The sequence below is a fragment of the Haladaptatus sp. HS23 genome, from assembly GCF_056892285.1.
On the sequence record NZ_JBXGLH010000009.1, the window covers coordinates 204,061 to 225,215 of the forward strand.

The 21,155-nt window shown below is 63.5% G+C and carries 25 protein-coding genes; 9 read left to right on the forward strand and 16 right to left on the reverse strand.

Annotated features, from left to right (window positions below; translation table 11 throughout):
* Nucleotides 1-8 precede the first annotated feature (8 nt).
* Complete coding sequence (locus tag AC1XDK_RS22090; RefSeq protein WP_483352132.1) at nucleotides 9-536, reverse strand: GNAT family N-acetyltransferase; 528 nt, start codon at nucleotides 534-536, stop codon at nucleotides 9-11.
* Nucleotides 533-901 carry a universal stress protein gene (locus AC1XDK_RS22095; RefSeq protein ID WP_483352133.1) on the reverse strand — a complete coding sequence of 123 codons (369 nt, stop codon included), beginning with the start codon at nucleotides 899-901 and terminating at the stop codon, nucleotides 533-535. The genes AC1XDK_RS22090 and AC1XDK_RS22095 overlap by 4 nt, the downstream gene beginning before the upstream one ends.
* Before the next feature lie 76 nt (nucleotides 902-977).
* On the opposite strand from AC1XDK_RS22095, the gene AC1XDK_RS22100 reads away from it, so the two are divergent.
* Entirely contained in the window at nucleotides 978-1,718 is a 741-nt protein-coding gene (locus AC1XDK_RS22100; RefSeq protein ID WP_483352134.1) for a DUF5806 family protein, read from the forward strand.
* A 2-nt stretch (nucleotides 1,719-1,720) separates the two neighbouring features.
* Here AC1XDK_RS22100 and AC1XDK_RS22105 read toward each other — a convergent pair whose 3' ends face one another.
* Both AC1XDK_RS22105 and AC1XDK_RS22110 read right to left on the reverse strand, forming a co-directional pair.
* The gene (locus AC1XDK_RS22105; RefSeq protein ID WP_483352135.1) at nucleotides 1,721-2,257 is read right to left on the reverse strand and encodes a DUF7529 family protein; all 537 of its coding nucleotides are present in this window, start codon (nucleotides 2,255-2,257) and stop codon (nucleotides 1,721-1,723) included.
* A gap of 122 nt (nucleotides 2,258-2,379) precedes the next feature.
* Entirely contained in the window at nucleotides 2,380-2,835 is a 456-nt protein-coding gene (locus AC1XDK_RS22110; RefSeq protein WP_483352136.1) for a universal stress protein, read from the reverse strand.
* 411 nt (nucleotides 2,836-3,246) lie between these two features.
* On the opposite strand from AC1XDK_RS22110, the gene AC1XDK_RS22115 reads away from it, so the two are divergent.
* The 4 genes from AC1XDK_RS22115 to AC1XDK_RS22130 all read left to right on the forward strand — a co-directional run bounded on the left by AC1XDK_RS22115 (nucleotide 3,247) and on the right by AC1XDK_RS22130 (nucleotide 6,683).
* A complete protein-coding gene (locus AC1XDK_RS22115; RefSeq protein WP_483352137.1) occupies nucleotides 3,247-3,681 on the forward strand; it encodes a universal stress protein in 435 nt (144 codons plus the stop codon).
* 36 nt (nucleotides 3,682-3,717) lie between these two features.
* On the forward strand, nucleotides 3,718-4,629 hold the full coding sequence (locus tag AC1XDK_RS22120; RefSeq protein WP_483352138.1) for an ABC transporter ATP-binding protein: 912 nt from the start codon (nucleotides 3,718-3,720) through the stop codon (nucleotides 4,627-4,629).
* A complete protein-coding gene (locus AC1XDK_RS22125) occupies nucleotides 4,626-5,420 on the forward strand; it encodes an ABC transporter permease subunit (protein WP_483352139.1) in 795 nt (264 codons plus the stop codon). The genes AC1XDK_RS22120 and AC1XDK_RS22125 overlap by 4 nt, the downstream gene beginning before the upstream one ends.
* A gap of 126 nt (nucleotides 5,421-5,546) precedes the next feature.
* Nucleotides 5,547-6,683 (forward strand): DHH family phosphoesterase, encoded by a 1,137-nt coding sequence (locus AC1XDK_RS22130; RefSeq protein ID WP_483352140.1) that lies wholly within the window; start codon nucleotides 5,547-5,549, stop codon nucleotides 6,681-6,683.
* Nucleotides 6,684-6,715: 32 nt separating this feature from the next.
* On the opposite strand, the gene AC1XDK_RS22135 is transcribed toward AC1XDK_RS22130, so the two are convergent.
* Nucleotides 6,716-7,741, reverse strand: a complete 1,026-nt coding sequence (locus AC1XDK_RS22135; protein ID WP_483352141.1) for a phosphotransferase family protein — start codon at nucleotides 7,739-7,741, stop codon at nucleotides 6,716-6,718.
* Nucleotides 7,742-7,856: 115 nt separating this feature from the next.
* Here AC1XDK_RS22135 and AC1XDK_RS22140 point away from each other — a divergent pair, with 115 nt between their 5' ends.
* The gene (locus AC1XDK_RS22140) at nucleotides 7,857-8,648 is read left to right on the forward strand and encodes a BtpA family protein (RefSeq protein ID WP_483352143.1); all 792 of its coding nucleotides are present in this window, start codon (nucleotides 7,857-7,859) and stop codon (nucleotides 8,646-8,648) included.
* A 113-nt stretch (nucleotides 8,649-8,761) separates the two neighbouring features.
* The gene (locus AC1XDK_RS22145; RefSeq protein ID WP_483352144.1) at nucleotides 8,762-9,271 is read left to right on the forward strand and encodes a GNAT family N-acetyltransferase; all 510 of its coding nucleotides are present in this window, start codon (nucleotides 8,762-8,764) and stop codon (nucleotides 9,269-9,271) included.
* A gap of 10 nt (nucleotides 9,272-9,281) precedes the next feature.
* Here the strand turns inward: AC1XDK_RS22145 and AC1XDK_RS22150 are convergent, their stop codons facing one another.
* From AC1XDK_RS22150 to AC1XDK_RS22175, 6 genes are all read right to left on the reverse strand, one after another.
* Nucleotides 9,282-10,202 (reverse strand): carbohydrate kinase family protein, encoded by a 921-nt coding sequence (locus tag AC1XDK_RS22150; RefSeq protein WP_483352145.1) that lies wholly within the window; start codon nucleotides 10,200-10,202, stop codon nucleotides 9,282-9,284.
* Between the two features lie 37 nt (nucleotides 10,203-10,239).
* The gene (locus AC1XDK_RS22155; RefSeq protein WP_483352146.1) at nucleotides 10,240-10,503 is read right to left on the reverse strand and encodes a hypothetical protein; all 264 of its coding nucleotides are present in this window, start codon (nucleotides 10,501-10,503) and stop codon (nucleotides 10,240-10,242) included.
* Nucleotides 10,504-10,548: 45 nt separating this feature from the next.
* Nucleotides 10,549-11,976 (reverse strand): ATP-binding protein, encoded by a 1,428-nt coding sequence (locus AC1XDK_RS22160; RefSeq protein ID WP_483352148.1) that lies wholly within the window; start codon nucleotides 11,974-11,976, stop codon nucleotides 10,549-10,551.
* 93 nt (nucleotides 11,977-12,069) lie between these two features.
* Nucleotides 12,070-12,483, reverse strand: coding sequence for a DUF5807 family protein (locus tag AC1XDK_RS22165; protein WP_483352149.1), 414 nt, complete (start codon nucleotides 12,481-12,483; stop codon nucleotides 12,070-12,072).
* The gene (locus tag AC1XDK_RS22170; protein ID WP_483352150.1) at nucleotides 12,480-12,917 is read right to left on the reverse strand and encodes a DUF7112 family protein; all 438 of its coding nucleotides are present in this window, start codon (nucleotides 12,915-12,917) and stop codon (nucleotides 12,480-12,482) included. The genes AC1XDK_RS22165 and AC1XDK_RS22170 overlap by 4 nt, the downstream gene beginning before the upstream one ends.
* Before the next feature lie 42 nt (nucleotides 12,918-12,959).
* Nucleotides 12,960-13,364, reverse strand: coding sequence for a 30S ribosomal protein S6e (locus tag AC1XDK_RS22175; RefSeq protein ID WP_483352151.1), 405 nt, complete (start codon nucleotides 13,362-13,364; stop codon nucleotides 12,960-12,962).
* A gap of 100 nt (nucleotides 13,365-13,464) precedes the next feature.
* On the opposite strand from AC1XDK_RS22175, the gene AC1XDK_RS22180 reads away from it, so the two are divergent.
* Complete coding sequence (locus AC1XDK_RS22180) at nucleotides 13,465-14,790, forward strand: metallophosphoesterase (RefSeq protein WP_483352152.1); 1,326 nt, start codon at nucleotides 13,465-13,467, stop codon at nucleotides 14,788-14,790.
* Between the two features lie 296 nt (nucleotides 14,791-15,086).
* Here the strand turns inward: AC1XDK_RS22180 and AC1XDK_RS22185 are convergent, their stop codons facing one another.
* Nucleotides 15,087-16,559, reverse strand: a complete 1,473-nt coding sequence (locus AC1XDK_RS22185) for an aldehyde dehydrogenase family protein (RefSeq protein ID WP_483352153.1) — start codon at nucleotides 16,557-16,559, stop codon at nucleotides 15,087-15,089.
* Nucleotides 16,560-16,675: 116 nt separating this feature from the next.
* Between AC1XDK_RS22185 and AC1XDK_RS22190 the strand changes: the two genes are divergently transcribed.
* A complete protein-coding gene (locus AC1XDK_RS22190) occupies nucleotides 16,676-17,935 on the forward strand; it encodes an MBL fold metallo-hydrolase (RefSeq protein WP_483352170.1) in 1,260 nt (419 codons plus the stop codon).
* Here AC1XDK_RS22190 and AC1XDK_RS22195 read toward each other — a convergent pair.
* The 4 genes from AC1XDK_RS22195 to AC1XDK_RS22210 form a co-directional block, all read right to left on the reverse strand.
* Nucleotides 17,932-19,023: a DUF8189 domain-containing protein gene (locus AC1XDK_RS22195; protein WP_483352154.1), complete on the reverse strand. Its 1,092-nt coding sequence runs from the start codon at nucleotides 19,021-19,023 to the stop codon at nucleotides 17,932-17,934. The genes AC1XDK_RS22190 and AC1XDK_RS22195 overlap by 4 nt on opposite strands.
* Nucleotides 19,024-19,029: 6 nt before the next feature.
* Entirely contained in the window at nucleotides 19,030-19,569 is a 540-nt protein-coding gene (locus tag AC1XDK_RS22200) for a hypothetical protein (protein WP_483352155.1), read from the reverse strand.
* A gap of 104 nt (nucleotides 19,570-19,673) precedes the next feature.
* Nucleotides 19,674-20,105 (reverse strand): Rieske (2Fe-2S) protein, encoded by a 432-nt coding sequence (locus AC1XDK_RS22205; RefSeq protein ID WP_483352156.1) that lies wholly within the window; start codon nucleotides 20,103-20,105, stop codon nucleotides 19,674-19,676.
* Between the two features lie 54 nt (nucleotides 20,106-20,159).
* Nucleotides 20,160-21,122, reverse strand: a complete 963-nt coding sequence (locus AC1XDK_RS22210; protein ID WP_483352157.1) for an oxidoreductase — start codon at nucleotides 21,120-21,122, stop codon at nucleotides 20,160-20,162.
* Nucleotides 21,123-21,155 lie beyond the last annotated feature (33 nt).

Below are 21,155 nucleotides of genomic sequence, written 5' to 3' on the forward strand. Positions count from 1 at the left end.
GTCGAACCTCAGAGCCGCAACACCATCTCCAACTCGAAGCTCTCGGCGTCCGCGGTTTCGAACCCGACGTTTCGGTAGAGGTTGACCGCGGCGCGGTTCCAGCGTTCGACCGTCAGCCAGACCTTGTCGATGTCCTGCGCTCGTCCGTATCCGAGGAGCGTACGGATGAGATGTGAGCCGATACCCGCCCGCTGGTAGTCCTGATGGACGAAGATGGCCAGTTCGTACGCCGAGTCGCAATCCGGGACGAGCGTCGCGTGCCCCGCGACGTTATCTTCGTTCCACGCGACGACGTTCAACCCGTCTCCCTCGGTCAGGGTCTCCACCCAGTCCCGCACCCGATACTCCGTAGCCGGCGGGATTCCCTGCGCCCGGTCCGCCGGGTCGAAATCGACGTACATCGAGACGAGGGCCTCCTCGTCTCCCTCCTCGAAGGGACGGATTTCGATTTCGCGCCCCTCGCGGTCGTTGAACGCCTGCGGTGGCTCCGGGAACGGACCGGCGGGGTCGTCCGGAAAGCGTCGGTCGTGGGTCATCGTACTAATTTCACCGAGACGTGGGAGTTCAACAGGACGAATTCGGCTATCTGACCGAGCCGGATTTTTCCCATGGGGCTGCGCTGGCCGCCGCCGAGGACTATCTGCTCGAACCCCTCGCTTTCCGCGACGTCGAGCAGGCGGCTTCCGGGGTCGCCCGAGACGTCCCGAACGGACGCCTCCAGTCCGGCGTCGTCCAGCACCGCTTCCGCTTTCTCGCGGATGTCCTCTTTCGCCCGGTCGCTCTGTGGATTGTCGAGGAGCGCGACCGTCAGTTCGTCGTCTGCCGCAACCGCGCGCGATACCGTTCGTTCGAGCGCGGTGAGGGAGTCGTCGCTCCCGCCCATTCCCAGTAATACCTTCATACTATCTCCATTCCCGCCGGGTATCAAAACAGTTGGGTGCGATACGCTTTTGCACTCCGCTCGGTAACGACGGAACATGTCGAACGACCCCTCCCCGTCCGCGCCGGAGGCCGAAGACGAACACGCAGACGAGGAACATCCCCACGAGATGAACGAGGGAGTGTCACAGCAGTTGGCGGACGACGGGACACCGAACACGACCGGCGACGCTGACGGAGCGACAGACGCCGCCAGCGAACCGACGGGTGACGACGCGACGGCGACCGAGGAGACGGATACCGTCCCCGAAATCCCGCCGGAAGTGCAGAAGTACGCGCGGTTCAAGAAGATGGACGGAGCGGAGTACGACCGGGTCAACGAGTTCCTCCGCGACCGTACGTACGTCACCGCGCGCGAGTGGGCTATCGCTCGCCTCTGTGCCGACTTCCGAACGGAAACGGGCGTCGAGATGACGAAAATCGGGAACAACCTCCCGTATCTCGTCCCGTTCATGACCGACACCTACACCCCGCAAGCGGTGAATCAGGCCCGCTCGGCGTTCGAGGAGAAGGTCAGAAAGGCGGGCGCTACCTTCCTCTACGGCGCGATGTCCGGCTTTTTCACCGCCGAGGAACTGGACGACGTGATGTACGAGGTGACCGAGGTGGCGAAGTTCCTGCTCGAAGTCGAGGGCGTGGACCTCGCCGTCGAGGACGAACTCGCGGCCGAGGACAAGATTTCGAGCGTCATGCGCGAGGTCCGCGAATCGAGCGAGGAACTGCGCCACGACGAGATGGAGTGTCCACACTGCGGACAGGAAATCGGCGGCGAAAAGTGATTTTATTCGTCCGTTTCGGATTCCTCGGTTGACTCTGCGTCCTCAGCCTCGGGATCCTCGGGCGGTTGGAACAGCGACGGGTCGTCGTGCGTGAACCGGATGCGGTCCTCGCCAAGCGTCCGGATGAACGAGTACATCTTCCCCGCCTCGGCCGCGTCGGAAAGCATCTCTTCGGACCCCTGTACGTCGTAGTACACCGGGTAGAGAACCGCCGTTTCGCTCCCGTGGTCCTCCATGACGATGACAGCGAAGACGAGTCCGTCGGCGAGGGCGCGATAGGCTTCGAAGGCGTCGAACGAAACGCCGCCGTCCATCAGGTCCTCCAAGTCTTCGAACTCGTTATCGGGGACGAGTACGTCTAAACCGAACTCGCCGTCTTCGTCCATCCAGAGCGGAGTGACGTCGCCAGGGTGGAGTTCTACCGTGTCCCAGCCCTCGTCGTCGTACTCCACCGTCGTCGCTTCCATGTCGGCGATGACGGATTCCCAGTGTGGCATCGCCCGTGAGTGCGCCGTGGCGTTCGGCGTCGAACCGTCCATACACCGATGGGTGAGTTTTTCCCGTAAAAACGTTGTTGTGTCATCGCGGTTCGCGGAAAAGCGACTTCGAATCGAGAGGGAGAATCGGAGTGGGACAGGAGAGACGAAGGACGAACCGAAAATCAGACCGAAAGAACGGGTTGGCTGGCGTAGAGAAGCACGTACTCCGCGGCCTTTTCCAGCACCTCGCCGGGTTCCCCCGAGAGCGGTTCCCGTGGAATGACGACGAAGTCGGCGTCGATTTCGTCGGCGCAGTCGAGGACGGCGCTTCCGGGATGTTGGAGTTTGCGTCTGGTCGAAAAGCCGTATGCGATGGAACTGCGGAGTTCGACGTCGGACTCCGCGGCGATGGCGCGGGCGCTGTCGATGAACGATTCGGTTTCGTCGATGACGTCGTCCTCCTCGATGGCACCCGTCTCGATGGCGCGGGACACCTCCTCACCGAAGACGTAGAGGGCGTGGACGTCGGCCCCGTATCGTTCGGCGACGGCGGTCCCGTATTCGACGGCACGCACCGACTCGTCGCTTCCGTCCACGGGAACGAGTACCGTGTTCACTTCGACTGGCGACTCGGACATACCCGTGGGTGCGCGGAGACGGACAAAAAACCTTCTCCCGTCGTCGGCGAGGTTTCTTCGAAACCTCGAAACGCACACGATGAAATTTCCGAGCATTGCTCGGCAGTCAGCCGGACTCCGTCCGGCGAAACCGCGGCAAACCGATTCGCGCGGAACACGCGAATCGCTCGAATGGAGGGGAAGCGTCGCGACTCGGAATGGACCCATCACGGAAGTAGACAGAAAGCGTATCGGCTATGCTGTAGAACAGTGTATCGGCTATGAACAAACCGCAATCGGGAGTGATTGCGGTCTGAGTGCAACCTTGCCCCGTCGGGCGTACTGATAACATGCACCATGAACCTTAGCAGTTTGGATTGACGCAATTTAGCCACTCAGTCTTTAATAACGATGAAGGAGCAAGAACGAACGATGATAGATACCGTCGTTATTGCCACCGATGGTTCCGAGAGCGTCGAACGGGCAGTAACGGTCGCACTCGACTTCGCGCGTCGATTCGATGCGGACGTTCACGCCCTCTACGTCGTCGATGCGGGCGAAGTGGAGTCCTCCCCGGAAACGCTCCGCGAGGAGTTCCACGACGCGCTCGAAGCACAGGCCGAGGAGGCGCTCGAATCGGTATGCGACCACACGGACGGGAGCGTCGTCACTGCCGTCCGAGAGGGCAACCCCGCCGCCGAAATCGGGGAGTACGCCCGCGAACACGACGCGGACATGGTGGCGACGGGGACGCGGGGACGACACGGGGAGAACCGCTTTCTCATCGGAAGCGTCGCGGAGCGCGTCGTTCGGACGTGTCCGACGCCCGTGTTGACGGTTCGGCAACTCGACCCCAGCGAGGCGTAGGGAAGATATATAGCGGGATGATGCAATGATTCCTGCATGACCGCCATCGAATTGAACGGCGTCTCCAAACGGTTTGGAAACGTCGTCGCCCTCCGTAATCTGAACCTCCGAATCGAGGAGGGGGAGGTGTTCGGCTTTCTCGGCCCCAACGGCGCGGGGAAATCGACCACCATCGATATGATTCTCGATTACGTTCGACCGACGAGCGGGAGCGTCACCGTCTTCGGCCACGACGCCCAGCGGGACACCCGCCGCGTCCACGAGCGAATCGGCGTCCTTCCCGACGCGTATCACGCCTACGACCATCTCACGGCGCGTCAACACCTCGAATTCGTCATCGAGACTCGCGGCGTGGACGACGACCCGATGCGAGTCCTCCAGCGGGTCGGCATCCCCGAGGCCGCCGACCGACGCGTGGAGGGGTTTTCCAAGGGGATGGCTCAGCGCCTCATTCTCGGCATGGCGCTCGTTGGCGACCCGGACCTCCTCATCCTCGACGAACCGACGACCGGACTCGACCCGAACGGCGCGCTCGCGATGCGGGAAATCATCCGCGAGGAGCGCGACCGCGGGACGACGGTGTTCTTCTCCAGCCACATCTTGGAGCAGGTCGAGGCCGTCTGTGACCGCGTGGCCATCCTCGACGACGGCGAGTTGGTCACGGTGGACTCCATCGACGGCCTTCGCCAAACCGCCGGAGTCGGTTCCTCGTTGACCGTCGAAGTGGACCGAGTTCCGTCCGGAACGCTCGACCGGGTGCGGTCGGTCGACGGCGTCGCCCACGTCTCCGCCGATGGGACGACGCTCGTGGTTGCCTGTGCCGACCGGGCGAAGAAACCGGCGCTCGACGCCATCGAATCGGCCGGCGTCACCATCGAGAACTTCGACACCGAGGAGGTCTCGCTCGAGGAACTGTTCGCCACCTACACGAGGGAGGTGCCGGCATGAACTGGCGCGTCATGGCGAAAAAGGACTTCCTCGACGCCCATCGGAAGTGGTCGCTCGCGACGGCCGCCGTCGGGTTCGTCCTCTTTCTGGCCGTGCCGACGTACCTCGGAATGAGTCGCGCACGGAATCCCGGCGCGGTGGACTTCTTCGGCTACATGCAGACCGCCCTCTTTTTCGTCCCGTTGGCGGCGCTGATGATGAGCTACGGCGCGATTGCCGGGGAGCGGGAGCTCGGGAGCCTGAAGCTCCTGCTCGCGCTTCCGTACACCCGCCGCGACGTGGTTGCGGGCAAAGCAGTCGGCCGGGCCGCAGTCGTCGGAACGGCCGCGTTCGTCGGCGTGTTCGTTGCGACAGTGGTCTTCGTCGCGTTCGGCGGGTCGCTTTCGCTCGTGTCGTTCGTCGCCTTCCTCGTCCTGCTGTTCCTCCTCGCGGCGGCGTACACGGGTTCCGCGGTCTGTCTCTCGTCCGCCTCGCCGACGAGCAACCGGGCGATGGCGACGGGTGTCGGGTTCTTCCTCCTGTCGTTCATCGGATGGTCCGCGATTCCGCTCGTGATTCGGTACGTCCTCAACGGATTTTCGGTACCGAGCGGACGGCCACCCGAGTGGGCACAACTCATCACGAACCTCGGCCCCATTCAAGCCTACTCGAACGGGATGGACACGCTGGTACACGGAAGCACCGCGAACGTGTTCTACCACACCGGTTGGTTCGCCCTCCTCGTCCTCGCGGCGTGGGCCGTGATTCCGGTGGTCCTCGGCTACCGCCGATTTAGTTCGGTGGACATCTGACTCACGGAGAGCGGTGAATTCATGCCCTTTTCTGTCGAAACGAACCCGTAGACGGGTCGAAACCGCCGTTTTTCTCCGGGCGATGTATAACCGGGAACTCTTTGCGACTCGGGTCGGAGTGGTGGTATGAAAGATTGGGTCATCGACGACGAAAACCTCTCGCTCGAACGAAAATCCCTCCTCCCGGGCGAGGGCTTTTTCTTCCCCGATTCGCTCGAAGCACAGCAGGAAGAACAGGAAGCGAAAGAGGAACTGACGGGTGCGGAACGGGCGGTCGTCGCCGACCCGGACGCCGACGGATTGGCCGCGACGGCGCTCGTCCGCGAATCCTACGGCGAGACGGCGCTCATCGACGCTGGACCGCACGACCTCGCGGACGCGCTCGAACGGGTCGTCGCGTACAGCGAACCCGGCGCGACGGTGTTCATCTGCGACCTCTGTCCCGACGCCTACGAACCCATCGCGACGGAACTCGAAACGCTGGTCGAGGAGGCGGAGGAAGTGTTCTGGTTCGACCACCACCAGTGGGACGACGCGGTGGCCGAGGCGGTCCGCGCCCTCGGCATCGAACTCGTCGTCGGCGAGTCGGACGAGGAATGTACCGCGGACGTGGTCGCCCGATCGCTCGACTACGACTTCCCGGACTACCTCGTCGAACTCGCAGAAGTCACACGAGACCACGACCTGTGGCTCCGGAACGACCCGCGAAGCGACGATCTGGCGGACTACTCCTACTGGTCGGAACCCGAGGAGTACATGGAAGTCATCCAAGCGCACGGTGCGGACCTTCCGGAGGACGTCGAGGCGTTCCTCGCGGAACAGCGCGTCGAGAAGGAGGCCCTCATCGAACGAGCGGTCGAACGCGCCGACATGAAGCAAATCGGTGACTGGACGGTGGGCGTCACCTACGGCCGCTGTTCGCAGAACGAGGTCGCGGAAGCGATGCGCGAACGCGGCGCGGACGCCTCGGTCGTCGTCAAACCCGCCGGAAGCGCGAGCATCCGCGGGACCGACGAGTTCGAGCGCTGCCACGAGGTCGCACGGCAGGTCAACGGCGGCGGTCACCCGAAGGCGGCGGGGTGTAAGCCCAGCATCTACGACGACATGTTGGACTACGCCCACCACTGGACGACACAGGGCGCGGTGACGAAACGGGTGATTTTGGAGGCGTTCTGGAACCTGAAACACGAAGACGATCAAGCGGCGGAGTTCGAAGCGGGCGAAACGGACGATGCGGACGAAGCGAACGAAGCGAACGAGTAGAACACCACGGTCGGAGAACGGTCGAACCGCGTTCAGGGAATCAACGAGCGCGCGAGTTCTTTCTGTTGTGTCGCGTCTGTTTCCGGGTCGTCGCTTCCACGATACCACAGGTCGAACCACGCGAGCGCGGAGAGTTGCGCGACGAAACGATAGGCCCGCTGCCGCCGTTTAAAGCCGTCGTCGAGCGTCACCTCGTTGGTTTCCCGATAGCCCGCCAACAGCGAGTCGTGAACGACTTTCCGTCGGTCGGCGTCGAGCGGCAGACGACCGCAGAGGTAGTGTTCGGTGGTTGCGAGGTCGTACTCGTGGTGGCCGGTGAACTGGTTACCCCAATCGAGGACCGTCCGGACGGCACCCGTCTCCGAGTCGAGGAGGAGGTTTCCGAATCGGTAGTCGTCGTGAAGCAGTACCGGGTCGGGTGTGTCGGGGACGACTTCGAGATACTCGTCGAGGCCAGCGCGCAGGTCGTCGGTCAACCCGGCGAATCGCCCCGACTCCTCGATACGCGCGAGGTTCTCCTCGGCGTTGGCGCGAAGCCGTGCGGGCCAATCGGGTTCGAGGTCCGCAACCGAAAGGTCGTCGACGGTCGATTCGCTGTCGGAGTCCACGCCTGCTCGGAGCCACCCGTATCCGTCGAACGTGGCGGCCGCGTGGAGTTCGCCGAGATGGCGTCCGGCGTCGCGGGCGGTGCGGGAGAGCGCGTCGTCGGTCAGCGACTCGGGACCCGAAATCGCCTCGCCGGGCGCGCGTTTCATCAGGAAGAACGGTGCGGACACGTCGTCGTGGTCGTCCACGTAGCCGAGAACGTCGGGGACCGGGATTTCGGTCCGGCGACTCACGAAGTCGAGGACCCTCGGTTCGGCCCGAAACGACGTGGGGTCCACGAACGAGCAGGATTTCAACACGCAGTTCCGGTCCCCGTCCGGCATCCCGATGGTGACGAAGAACACGTCGTCGGTGCCCTCGTCCGCCGGTATCACGTCCGTGACCGTTCGGCCTCCGAGAACTTCCCGAACCAACCGCGGAACGCGCTCGGTCTGTAAACTCGTGTTCGTCATAGTTTGGACGGTCGGTGACTCACGGCTACGTCGGTAGAAACTTTGTGGTGTCGATTGGCCAACAGCAAGCGTATCGACTCGGTTCGTTTAATTCGAGGCGCGACGAGGGCCGAGTATGAGCATTTTCGAGACGAACGACGCCGTCATCGGCATGGTTCACCTACCCGCCCTTCCGGGGTCGCCCGGTTTCGAAGGGAACTTCGACGCCCTCCGAACCCGCGCGCTCACCGACGCCCACGCGCTCGAATCCGGCGGTGTGGACGCCATCATGGTGGAGAACTTCGGCGACTCGCCGTTCTACCCGGACGACGTGCCGAAACACGTCGTCGCCTCGATGACGCGCGTCGTCACCGAACTCCGGCAGGCCGTGGACTGCCCCATCGGCGTGAACGTCCTCCGGAACGACGCCGAGTCGGCCCTCTCGATTGCGACGGCCGCAAACGCGCAGTTCATTCGGGTGAACGTCCACACGGGCGCGCGCATGACCGACCAAGGCGTCGTCGAGGGGCGAGCGCACGAGACGCTTCGCCTCCGCGACGAACTCGGCTCCGACGTGAAAGTCCTCGCCGACGTGGACGTGAAACACTCCGCGTCGCTGGCCGACCGGCCCGTGACCGAAATAGTGGACGAAACCCTCGACCGCGGCCGCGCTGACGGCGTGGTCGTGAGCGGCGTCGGCACCGGCCACGAAGTCGACACCGACGTGCTGGAATCCGTCGTCTCCTGTCGGGACGAAATCGGATCGGACGCGCCGGTGTTCCTCGGCAGCGGCACGACGGCCGAGAACGTGCGCGACCTCCTCGACATCGCGGACGGCGCAATCGTCGGCACCGCGCTGAAGGAAGGTGGCGAGACGACGAACCGCGTGGACGAATCGAGGGTCGAGAAGCTGGTTTCGAGGGTCTGAGTTCGGAGACACGGTTTCGGTGACGGGTCCGCACTCTCAATCCCCGTGGGAAGGTCGGACAGACTCGTCCGCAAAATCGAACGAAATACCTCGTTCACGCCGAACGACGACGTATGCGGGTTCGCGACGCGACGACCGACGACGCAGAGGCGATACGGGCGGTCCACGCCGAATCCATCACGGAACTCGGGCGCGAGGGCTACGACGAACGGCAGGTGACGGCGTGGGCGGAAGGCTGTGAGTCGGCGGAGTACGCGGCAGTCATCGAAGCCGATGCGGGCGCGTTCGTCGTCGCGGAAGACGAGGACGACATCGTGGCGTTCGGCACCGCCCGGTTCGAACCGCCAGAAGAGCACGCGGTAGCGGTAGAGAGCGAAGTCACGGGCGTGTACGTCCATCCGTCCGCCGCCCGAACTGGAGTGGGGTCCGCGGTCCTCGCGGAATTGGAACATCGCGCGAGCGAGCGAGGCACGCGAACGCTCGGCCTCTCGGCGTCGCTGAACGCGGTTCCGTTCTACGAATCACGCGGATACGAACGCGTGAGAGAGTTCGCTCAGGAGTTTTCGAGCCACGAGTCGACGGGCGTGACGGGAACGGTTGTGGAGATGAGAAAGGAGCTGTGAAACGGACCGTTTACAGGAACGCTTCGACGCCTTCTTCGGTCGGAAAGCCGCCTCTCGCACCCTCCGCGCCGCAGTTGAGCGCCGCCACGGCGGCCGCGAATCGTCCCGCCTCCTCCGCACTCCGCTCCCCGAGGAGCCATCGGTGAATCAATCCGGCGGTGTGGGCGTCGCCCGCACCGGTCGTGTCGGTGACGGGCACGTCGAAGGCGGGAATCTCGGTGACGTCGGCCCTGTCGAACAGGATTGCGCCGTCCCGTCCGCAAGTGACGGCACCGCGTTCGACGCCGCGGGCGCGAAACTCCTCGACCGCTTCGCGCGGACCGACGCCGAGGTACGATTGGACCGGTACCTCGCTCGTAACCAGCAGGTCGAAGACCGAGAGCGCCTCGTCCAGCGTCTCGCGGGTGACGCCTCGGCCGTCGAGTTCCGAGAGCGGCCCCGCGAGGTCGAAGGCGAGCGGTGGCAGGTCGTTCGTCCGACGAGCGGAGACGAGACGGGAAACGACTTCGTCGGGTGCGTAGGCACTGGTGAAGACGACCCGCGCTTTGCGGAGATACTCGAGGTCGGCGTCGGTCAATCGGAGCGCGGGGACCGCGTTCCCGCCCGCGATTATCATGCGCTCACCGTCGGGGTCGCGGAGGATGAGGCAGTACGATGAGTCCTCGTCGCCGCGGCGGACGCGGGTCGCGTCGATGCCGCGTTCTTCGAGGTCGGTTTCGACGAACGCGCCCTCCTCGTCGTCGCCGACGCGAGCGACGACGCCGGTTTCGCGTCCGAGTCGCGTGAGCGCGGTGGCGACGTTGGCGGCGACCCCGCCGGCGGACCGCGATTCGTCGTGGACGAACGCTCCACCGTCGGGTTCGGGGAGGTTCGACAGCGAGTACACGTGGTCCACCAGCGCGCTCCCGACCGTCACCGCGTCGAATGCCATTGTCGGGTGGTCGGAGCGTGGCGAGAAGTCGCTTGCGCTACGGTCTGCGGAACACGTAGGTTACACCCGCCCGTTCGATTCGAATCGCACCCGCGTCGTGGTCGAAGACGACCGAGTCCGCCCGTCCGTCGAACTCGTGGAAGGGCATTCCGGCCGTCACGTGCCCGTCCCGTGTGACGGTAAATCGGGCGACGCCCATCCGCGCGACAAGTTTCGGTCCGTGGTCATCGACGTCCGGCGCGAACCGGCGGAGATTGGTTTCGATTGCCCCCCAGTCGGCGATGGGCACACGCTCTGCCATAGCTAAAACTCGGCAGGAACGGGGAAAGCGATGTCGCCGGACGAGTCACTCCACGTGAGGGCGTTCGACCCCGGAGAACGAAAACCGTGTGCCACCGGCGTCGCTTTCGTCGATGGAGAGTTGCCAGCCGTGGGAGTCCGCGATTTGTTGGACGATGGATAACCCGAAGCCGGTGCCTGACTCTTCGGTCGAGTAGCCGGACTGCAACACCTGTTCGCGGCGTCCCTCGGGAATTCCGGGACCGTCGTCTGCGACGTAAAAGCCGTCGGACATCGTGCCGACGGAGACGGTGACTTCGGAACCGCCGTGTTCGACCGCGTTCCGAAACAGGTTTGCGAACAGTTCCGTCGTGCGGTCACGGTCGACGAGGAGTCGTCCGTTCGCGGATTCGGTGTCGAGCGTCGCGGATTCGCTCTCGATGCCGTCCCACACGTCCGCGGCGAACGCTTCGAGGGAAACCGTCTCCGGTTCCAACGTCGTCTCCCCCTCGCGGGCGATTTCGAGGAGGTCGGAAATGATGGCCTCGATTCGGTCGGCCGCCCGTTCGATTTCATCGAAATGGTCCGGTTCGCCCGTCTTACGGGCGAGATTGAGATAGCCGTAGATGATGCTCAACGGGCCACGAAGGTCGTGAGAGACCTGACTCACGAACTCGTCGAGGCGCTCGTTTTCCTGTACGAGGGCGTCTTCCCACTCCCTGCGCTCGGTCACGTCCCGAACCGCACACACGTACTCGTCGTCGGCGACGGCGGAGACGGTGAGCGTCAGCGTGAGCGCTCTTCCATCCCGTCGTTCGCCCATGATTTCACCGCTCCACTCCCCGTCGGAATCGACCATCGAAACGACTTCCGACGAGAGAAAGTCCACGGCGTCGTCCGTGAGCGTCGTTCCCCACTCCCTGCCGATGAGCGTCTGCGAATCGTAGTCGAACAACTCGGCGTAGGCCTCGTTGACGTAGTTGAAACGGAAGTCGTTCGTGAGCAGGGCGATGCCCTCACGGGTGGTGTCGATGGCCCGGAATCCCCGGTGAACCTGTTTCTCGATATAACGGTGGGAGACCGCTTGTTTGATTTGCGATGTCAGACTGACGAATCGAGCGCCCGACGTTCCCTTTTGGAGGTAGTTCGTCGCGCCCGAGGAGATGGCGCTGCCGGCGACGTCCTCGCTTCCCGTCCCGGTGAACACGATGAACGGGAGATACGGACGGTGCTCTCGTACCGTTTCGAGGAGGTCGAGTCCCGAACCGGCATCGAGTTCGTAATCACTGACGACACAGTCGATGCCGACGTCGCGTTCGAAGAGATACTCGATGGCGTCGTCGTCGTTCGTGACGCAGACGACTTCCTCGATATCGTCCTCTCGTTCCAGCGTCCGCTGTGACAGTCGAAGAAAGGCCTCGTCGTTGTCGACGTGAAGAATTCGGAGTTGAGCGGGAAAATCGTGACCAATTGAAACCGGATCGACGTTCGCCATGCAGTTTTCGTTATCGAAGAAGCCAGAAGGCATATAACTAACTGCTTCTGAATAAAGGGGACCGTCGGACCGTTCCCCCCTTCTCGTCGCCCGTTACCGTTCGCCTGCAACCCACTTGTGGGAGAAGGACGTTCCACAGGAACAGTAAGCGTAAGCGTGGACGACGTCACCCTCGGCGTACAGGCCGCCGACCTCCTCGTTTTGCTCCTCGACGAACGCGAAGACGAACTCCACGTCGTGGTCGCCCTCCGGACAGTCGCCGCCCGCGAGGTCCGCCGCGATGGTTCCTTCGGTTCCCATCGCCTCCTTCGCGAAACTCATGGCGTCCATGCCGGTGGCCTTCTTGAACACGTTCCGTCCGGTTTCCCCCGGAACGACCAACAGCAGACCGCCGGGAACAGATTCGCCGTAGTCGGCGAGTTTGTCCCCCGAGACGAACGAATCGGCGAGAAAGAGCGCCACGTCGTCCGGGCGTTCGCCCGCCAAAAACTCCTCGCGCTTGCTCATTTGTCCTCGACCTGTTGTGCGATGTCGGCGAGGTTTCCGTTCGGTGCTTCAGTCGCCTCGTACACCGCCCGCGAACCGGGTTCGCGGATGCCGTATTTGAATCCCTCCTCCACCACGTCGATGAGGACCGACTGGCCGAACGAGCGGTTGCTGTCGGCGAACCATTCGGAGAGTCGGTTCTCGCCCTCACCCGGGTTTCGCGCGAGGCGGGGCGTGTCGTACACGCCGCGGATGAGTCGGCCATCGCCGGTCAACGGTCGTTCGATTCGGGCGCGGTACTCCGTGTCGTCCATCACGATACGGACGATTTCGTCCGCCGGGAACGCGTCCTCGTCGTCCGCAGGAACCTCGATGTTCGCACGATTCGTCGCACCCGCCTGCGCCAGTGTCGCCCTGACGGTTTCGGTCGTATCACTCGAAACCCGTTGCGTCATACTCGTGAAAAGATTGTGTAAATGTTTGAGTGTTCCGCCGCGTTACTCGTCGTCTTCGTCGCCCTCGCCCTCGCCGTAGAGGGACTCAACGGACTCGTCGCCGTACTCGCTGATGCGAACGTTGAGTTGTGCGACGTCCTCGCTGACTTCCTTGCCGCGGACCGAGATGCGTCGTCGCTCGCCGTCTCGCTCGGGGTTGTACCCCGTGCCGCCTTCGAGGAGGACGTCCTTGAGGTTCGGACCGGCGACGTCGCCGCGCATCGGGCGACCGGCGTTGTCGGAGCCACCGGTGATTTCGACGGAATACCCGTCGAGGCCGACGGCACCGCCGTCGACGTCCTCGCCGATGGACTTGCCGAGGAATCGGTTCGCATCCTGTCCGTCTATATCGCGCTGATAGGCCACCCCGGAATCGGGGTCCGCAACGACGACCTGAAAGTTTGCCATACGGAACGAATATCGGTCACACCCTAAAAGGACATCGAAACCCACTCTCTCGGACGAAACCGCTTTCCGCCATCCGGTCGTGTTTGGGAGGCGGGGGAGGATGACAGACGCATATTATTTCGTCAGCGACCTTCACGTGGGGGGCGACGAGCAGTTACAGGAGTGTGAGTTCGAAGACGAGTTCGTCGAGTTCCTACGGACGCTCGAAACGACGGACGAGGAGGCCGAGCTGATAATCCTCGGCGACGCGTTCGGCCTGTGGGAGTTCACCCAGTCGGCCGGGATGAAGAAGTTCGACCTGCTCGTCGAACACCACCCGAAGCTGTTTGAACAGTTTCGGAAGACGGGGGAGAACGTCCGCATCACGCTGATTCCCGGGAATCACGACGCCGAACTGGCGGGGTATCCCGAGTACGTGGAGCGATTGGCCGAGTACAACGTCACGCTCGACCCGACGCTCTCGCTGACCAGACGCGTCGCCGAGAAGAAGATATGGATAGAACACGGCATGCAGGAGGACGCGCACAACCGAATGCCCGAGTTCGGCAATCCGCGGGCCAACCCGCTCGGCTACTTCGTCAACCGCCACATCACGGGGAAGGCCGGACAACTCTCGGGTCGGGGGAAGTACAACTGGCTCAAGGACATACAGTCGCTCACGCCGTTGGAGGAGATTCCGGACTGGATAGCGTCGAACTACTTCTACCGTGAGATGAGTCCGTTCCTCCGCTACGGCGCACTGCCGTTCCTGTTGTTGTTTCAGGTCAGTCTCATCTACCTCGTTGCCCTCGTGGTGGAAGCGACCGGCGTACTCGGGTCACATATCGTCACGAACGCCACGACCTCGTTTCTCCGCCAACTGGGATTGGTCGGCGACCTCGTGGAGTTCGTGGTCTACGTCAACCTCGTGGTCGTGTTCCTCCTGTTCGTCATCTCGATACCGCTGTACTTCTTCGCCCGCGACGTGCGGAAAACGCTCGAACGGTTCGGCCTCGTCAGAAAGGAGAAACCCGACAAACCGGTCGATGCACCCTACGTCGCCGCCGCCGAGGACGTGTTCGAGGAGTATTCCGACGTCGTTGCGTACATCTACGGCCACACCCACCGCGTCTCGCTGACGGAAGTCGGCGAGCGCGTCATCATCAACACCGGAACGTGGCTCAAGCGACTGCACCGGACCTCGACCATCGTCGGCATACTCCCGCCGGTGTACTATCCCTCGTACCGATTGAACTACTTCCGAATCGGCGAGGAGGCCGGGAACGTCGTCGTTGAGTACCACACCATCGAGAAGGAAGCGCCGAAGGAGTTGACGCTCCTGCAACGACTGCTGACGCGGCGGCCGAAACGGGAGACGGAGATTCCCGAACGAACCGTGATCGAAGCGTCGGAACAGGAAGTCGTGGAGTCGGCGTCGAAGGAGTAGCATCGAGTGGGAACGGAACCCAAACTCCGAGGGGCGGAACCGCGAACCGGTTCATCCCGCAGAACCCGTTGGCAGAGTAGCGAAGAGACTGAACGAGCGAACGAAGTGAGCGATAGGCACACCGTATTTTCACGGAACGAGCAATCGTACCGCGAACGAAGCGAGGCGCTCCGCGCCTCGGGAGCGAGCGGGCCGACGACTGAGCGGAGTGAAACGAAGCGAAGGAGGAGTGCTTTTGGTCCAGATTTTTATCGAGGGTCGCGCGGTTTGCGACCCTCGCAATAAAAAGGTGGGTTCTAGAAGGGATAGCGTCGCTGGTCGCGCTGCACCGAAATCCACTTCTCCTGCGTGAGTTCCTCGACGATGGCGTCACCGTCGTAGCGGCCGATTCCGGAGCCTTTCACGCCGCCGAACGGGACGTGGGGTTCCTCGTTGATGGGTTGGTCGTTGATGTGAACCATCCCGGCGTCGATGGCGTCGGCGAGGTCCTGCGCGCGGCCGAGGTCGCCCGCGTGGACCGAGGCGGCCAGTCCGTACTCGGTGTCGTTGGCGAGTTCGATTGCCTCCTCGTCGGAGGAGAACGGGATGACCGGTGCGGTCGGACCGAACGTCTCGTTGCAGGACGCGGCCATGTCGTTGGTCGCGCCGGAGAGGACCGTCGGTTTGACGAACAGGCCGTCGTGGTGGCCGCCGGTTTCGAGGGTCGCACCCTCCTCGACGGTCGAGTCGATGTAGTCGAGAATCTGGTCGCGTGCGCCCTCGTCGATGATGGGACCGATGACATTGTCGCGGTCGGTCGGGTCGCCGATGGGGAGTTCCTCCGCGCGCGCGGTCAGTTTCTCGACGTACTCGTCGTACACGTCCTCGTGGACGAGGTGACGGTTGATGGAGATACAGACCTGTCCCTGATGGAGGAACGACCCGAACACGGCGGAATCGATGGCGGCGTCGAGGTCCGCGTCCTCGGTGACGACGTGGGGGTTGTTCCCGCCGAGTTCCATCGCGGGGAGCGCGAGGTTCTCGGCGGCGAGGCTGGCCACGTGTTTGCCGACTTCCGTCGACCCCGTGAACGCCATCACGTCGAGTTCGGGGTGAGACGCCATCCGGTCGCCGATTTCGGACCCCTTACCGGGGACGACGTTGAGCAGTCCCTCGGGCAGTCCGGCCTCCTCGAAGAGTTTGGCGAGGAGCAGGCCGCCGGTGACGGGCGTCGGCGAGGCGGGCTTGAGGACGACCGCGTTGCCGAGCGCCAGCGCGGGCGCGACGGCGCGCATCGAGAGGTTGAACGGGAAGTTCCACGGCGAAATGACGCCGATGACGCCCATGGGGACCCGCTTGACGTGGTTTTCCTTCCCCGGAATCATCGAATCCTTGATTTCGCCGCCGACGCGGAAGGGGAACTCTGTGGACTGGTTGGTGATTCCCTTGGCGGTCTGCCACTCCGCGTAGGCTTTGATGCTCGCGCTTCCCGACTCGACCGCCAGCGAGTGGAGAATGTCGTTTCGGTGCTCGTCCAGCAGGTCGAGAGCGGACTGGATGACGCCGATTCGCTTGGCCGGGGGTTGGTCGGCCCACTCCGACTGTGCCGCGGCGGCGGCCTCGTAGGCGCGGTTCACGTCGTCCTCGGTCGCGGTCGGGACGGTCGTGACCTGCTCCTGTGTCGCCGGGTTCATCACGTCGATTTCGTCCCGGTCGCCGCCGGAGATCCATTCGCCGTCGATGTAGAGGGCGTTCCAGTCGCCATCCATGTTGAAGGCTCTGTCCGACATCACACTGAACTCGGGCGTTCGTGGTGATAAATGGTCAGGAACCGGCGGCGGCGTGGCGGTTTCCGACACGCGACCGAACCGACGAAGAAAAACGGCTTCGGCCGTTACTCCCTCCAATGGATATCCAGTTTCTCGGCGGGGCGCGCGAGGTGGGGCGAAGCGCGATTCTCGTCAACGACTCCCTCCTCCTCGATTACGGGATGCTGACGGGGAACCCACCGCAGTACCCGGTCAGCGACGTGGACCCGGGCGCGGTGGTCGTCTCCCACGGCCATCTTGACCACGTCGGTCTGCTTCCGTCCCTCCTCTCGGGTGACGACTGGCCACCGCTTCACTGGACACCACCGACGTACGAACTGACGCGACTGCTCGCACGGGACACGCTGAAACTGCACGGCGGGAGCTACGACTGTCCGTTCACCGGCGCGGAAATCAAGCGGTTGACGCAGGTGTCGGAACCGCACGGATACCGGGAATCGTTCGAAGCGGCCGGACACGAAATCACGTTCTACAACGCGGGCCACATCCCGGGAAGCGCCCACGTGTTGGTGGACGACGGCGAGACGCGACTGCTCTACACGGGCGACTTTCACACCGGCAATCAGCGGTTACTGTCCGGAACGACCGCTCGCCCCGACGCGGATATCGTCCTCTGCGAGAGCACCTACTCGGACGTGGACCGCGGGGACCGGGCCGCGACGGAACGCCGGTTCGCGGAAAGCGTCAAGACGACGGTGTGGGAGGGTGGAACCGTCGTCGTCCCCGCGTTCGCCATCGGCAGGACACAGGAGATGCTGATGGTGTGCGAGGCACACGACATCGACTGCTACGTGGACGGAATGGGAACGCAGGTTACGCGGATGCTCCGCCAGCAGTCCGAGTTCGTCCGCGACCCCGACGCCCTCCAACGGGCCATCTCCAACGCGCGGTTCGTGACGGGGAAAACCGGCCAGCGCAAGCGAATCGCACGGAAGAACACCGTCATCGTGACCACCTCCGGGATGCTCACCGGCGGGCCGGCGATGGCCTACATCCCCGAAATCCGTGCCAACCCGGTCAACAAAATCGCGATGACGGGCTATCAGGTCGAGGGAACGCCCGGCAGGGACCTGCTCGAACACGGCCGCGGCGAAATCGACGGCCGCGTCATGCCCGTCAGCGCGCAGGTCGAGTCCTACGACTTCTCCGCCCACGCCGACCGCGACGGCCTGCTCTCGTTTCTCGATTCCTACCGCGACGCCGCGGTGCTCGTCAACCACGGCGACAGGTGTGACGCGTTCGCCGAGGAACTACGGGCCGACGGCTACGACGCGAGCGCGCCCGAACTCGGGGAGCGGTACGAAATCGATGGGGACGCCGCGACGACGCGCCCCTAAATCGGGCGGGACCACCACTTCGACCAGCGACCGTTCGGTTTCGTCTGCCAGCGCTGGTGAACCTTCGGACGGCGCGAAGCCTTCGGCGTATCTTCGAGGCCGAAGACGACGAGTCCGCCGTCCTGCGTTCGCGCGACGTCGAGACCGGCACATCTGACCCTGCCGAAGCGCTCCCACAGCGACCAGTCGCCGTTCGGTGCCTGCTGTGTCAGGCGGTGCAGTTTGCGGCCGGTGATGAACACCTCCACTCGGCCGGCTGCGTCCCGACCGACCGCAACGGATTTCGCCTTCGGGCGGTGGAATATCTCGAAGTCCTCCGGGTAGCTGAGTTCGCTCCACGTTTCCTCCCACTCCGTCTCCTCGAATCCGGCTTGACCGATGTGTATCGGCACGTCGTCGTCCCGGACGAGGAACGCCATGAGACGTCCGTCCTCGTTCTCCCCGACGGCGAGCGAGTGGCCGTTCGCCCGTCCGCGTCGGTGCCACTCGGCCCACTCGTTGCCGTCCGGTTCGAGTTGCCAGCAGTGGTGGACGCCGTACAGGAACTCCTTTTCGACCGTCGTCAAGTCGGATTCCTCGTCGGGGTAGTTGAGCGAGAAAACCTGAAGCCGTTCTTTCGCGTCGCGCACGGCGACGATTTCGTTCCCCGCTTTGTCGCCGCGTGCTTCCCAGTCGGTCCACGCCGTCCCGTTCGTCACCGTCTGTCTCGCGTGGAACGTCCCCCTCCGCGGGTGGGTAACGAAGGCTTCGAGTCGGCGGTCCCCGTTGGGTGCGACCGCAACCGATTCGCCCGGACAGGATTCGTCGCCGAGGAGACGCCATCCTTCCCATTCGCCGAGGCCGTCAGCACCGGTGTCCGCTGCTCGGCGCGTGTGATACGTTCCGTGTTCCGGGTCGGTGACGAACACCTCGACGCGGCCGTCCTCGTTGCGACCGGCGGCGAGCGCCTCCCCTTCGGCACCCTCCAAACATTCCCACTCTGTCCACTCGGTTTCGGAACCGACCTGCCTGCTGGCGTACACCTCGCGGTCGAGGAGGACGAACAGTTCGAACTGACCGGTATCGGTGCGCTCTGTCGTGATTTTCATGGTGAGTTATCCTTCCATCTCCGGCAGTCGAACGAGGTCTTCGGGGTTCTGGGAGGCGTATATCACGATGCTCCCCTTCTGTCGCTGTTGTTTCAACAGGTCCTCGCCCATCTCCCGGTCGAGGTCGGCGAAGACCTCGACCGCCGTGAGGATGTCCGGTTGCGAAATTCCCCGTCGGGCGGGTGGGAGTCTGCCACTCGCCTCGATTTTCTCCGCCAGCATGACGCGCACGTACTCGGCGAGGTCCATCGTGTCGGTCAACTGCTCGTGCCACGACGGCGGGTAGATGCTGACGTTGTCCCCCACGCGGTAGAGGTTGTTGCCGGGGGTCCACGTCGTCGAATCGGTCAATCGCTCCTCGAGCAACACGTGTGTGTGTTCCGTATCGTATCCGAGTGCGTCGGCGTAGGCATCGAGTCGTTCCATCGATATTCCCGGTTCGTCCCCGTGGTGGTGGCGTTCGAGGTATCTCACGAAGTCGTCGATTTGGTACTCGCGGTCGCGGAGCGAGAGGTCATCGACCAGTTTTTCATCAACAACGACCATGATACTCAGTTCGACCGACAACTCGATAAAACTCCGTAGAACCGTTCTGAGAACTCGCACCTAACCGCTACTGACGACGAGGAATGCTTCATCGCCACCGGACGTTAAAACGTGAGGTGCGACGATGAACTCGGCATGTCGTCGTCATCCTCCTCCTCCATACCGCCTTCGTGTGCGAACTCGCACATCCGGTCGGTCAGGTAGACGACGCCGTCGTCCACGGTCACATCGACGGAGACGAGCGTCGAACCCGCAGCCTTCCCGTTGTCGCAGTGGCCTGAACAGCCGTCGAACATCGAGCCGTGTTTCGGACAGATGATATTGCCGCCGCGCATGGCCGCCCCGAAGCCCCGGTCGAGTCGCTGGTCGGTTTCGTGCTGGCAGAAGTTCTTCCACGCGGCGATGCAGTCGCCGGCGTGGACGAGAACGATCTCCTCTTCCGACCCGTCGCGTTCACGGACCGTGAACAGGAACGAATCGTTTTCGGGGAGGTCCTCGACCGTCGTCAATCGCGTCGCGTCGTCGGTCGTCACCATATCCGCTCTCACTCGTTCACACCAGTTAAAATAACGCTTCCGACGGGAAGGAAGTCAATTGCTGACGGATTTCGCCCGCCCGAAGTCGTAGGTCACGCCGGTCAACTCCTCCGACGAGTCCCACAGGCGCTCTGCTACTGCCTCGTCGTAAGAGTGCTCGCTGGACGACTGGACCGAGGGCAACCCGCGCATGTTCATCAACCCGTCGGGACCGACGTACTCGCCGCCTCGGATGCCGTCCGCCGTCGCAGCGTAGAGCATCGGCAGCGCGCCGCGTTCGGCGCTCTGGGCGATGAGCGCGTTCGCGATGCGCATCATCCACAGGCGAAGGGTAGAGCCTTCCTCCTTCGGACCGCGTCCCTGTAGGTTCGTACTCGCGTACCCCGGATGGCAGGCGACACTCGCCACGTCGTCGATGCCCGCGGCATCTATCCGTCGGTCGAGTTCGTAGGCGAACAGCAGGTTCGCCAGTTTGCTCCGGGCGTACGCGTCCCACTTGTCGTACTCGCGTTCCCCCTGCAAATCGTCGAAATCTATCTCCCCGTTCTCGTGAAAGCCGCTGCTCTGGGTGACGACGCGTGTTTCGCCCTCCGTTTCGACCAGCGAATCGAGGAGACGGCCGGTGAGCGCGAAGTGGCCGAGGTGGTTGACGCCGAACTGGAGTTCGAAGCCGTCCGCGGTTTCGTCTCGGGGGACGGCCATCACGCCCGCGTTGTTACAGAGGACGTGCAAGTCGTCGTACTCGGAGTCGAAGCTTTCCGAGAAGGAGCGAATCGAAGAACTGTCCGCGAGGTCGAGTTCGCGAACGTCGAGCGCCGCGTCGGGGGCTTCGGTAAGAATCCGACCTTTCATCGTCCTCGTGTGGTTCGTCCGTCGGCAAGCCATGACGACCGTCGCACCGTTTCGTGCAAGGGCACGCGTCACCTCGTAGCCGAGGCCGCTGTTCGCGCCCGTGACGATTACCGTCTTCCCGGTCACGTCCGGCATTCGGTCCGCGGTCCATCCGGAGTCGGTCATGCAACCGTCTATGGCCGCACGGTACAGAAAGCC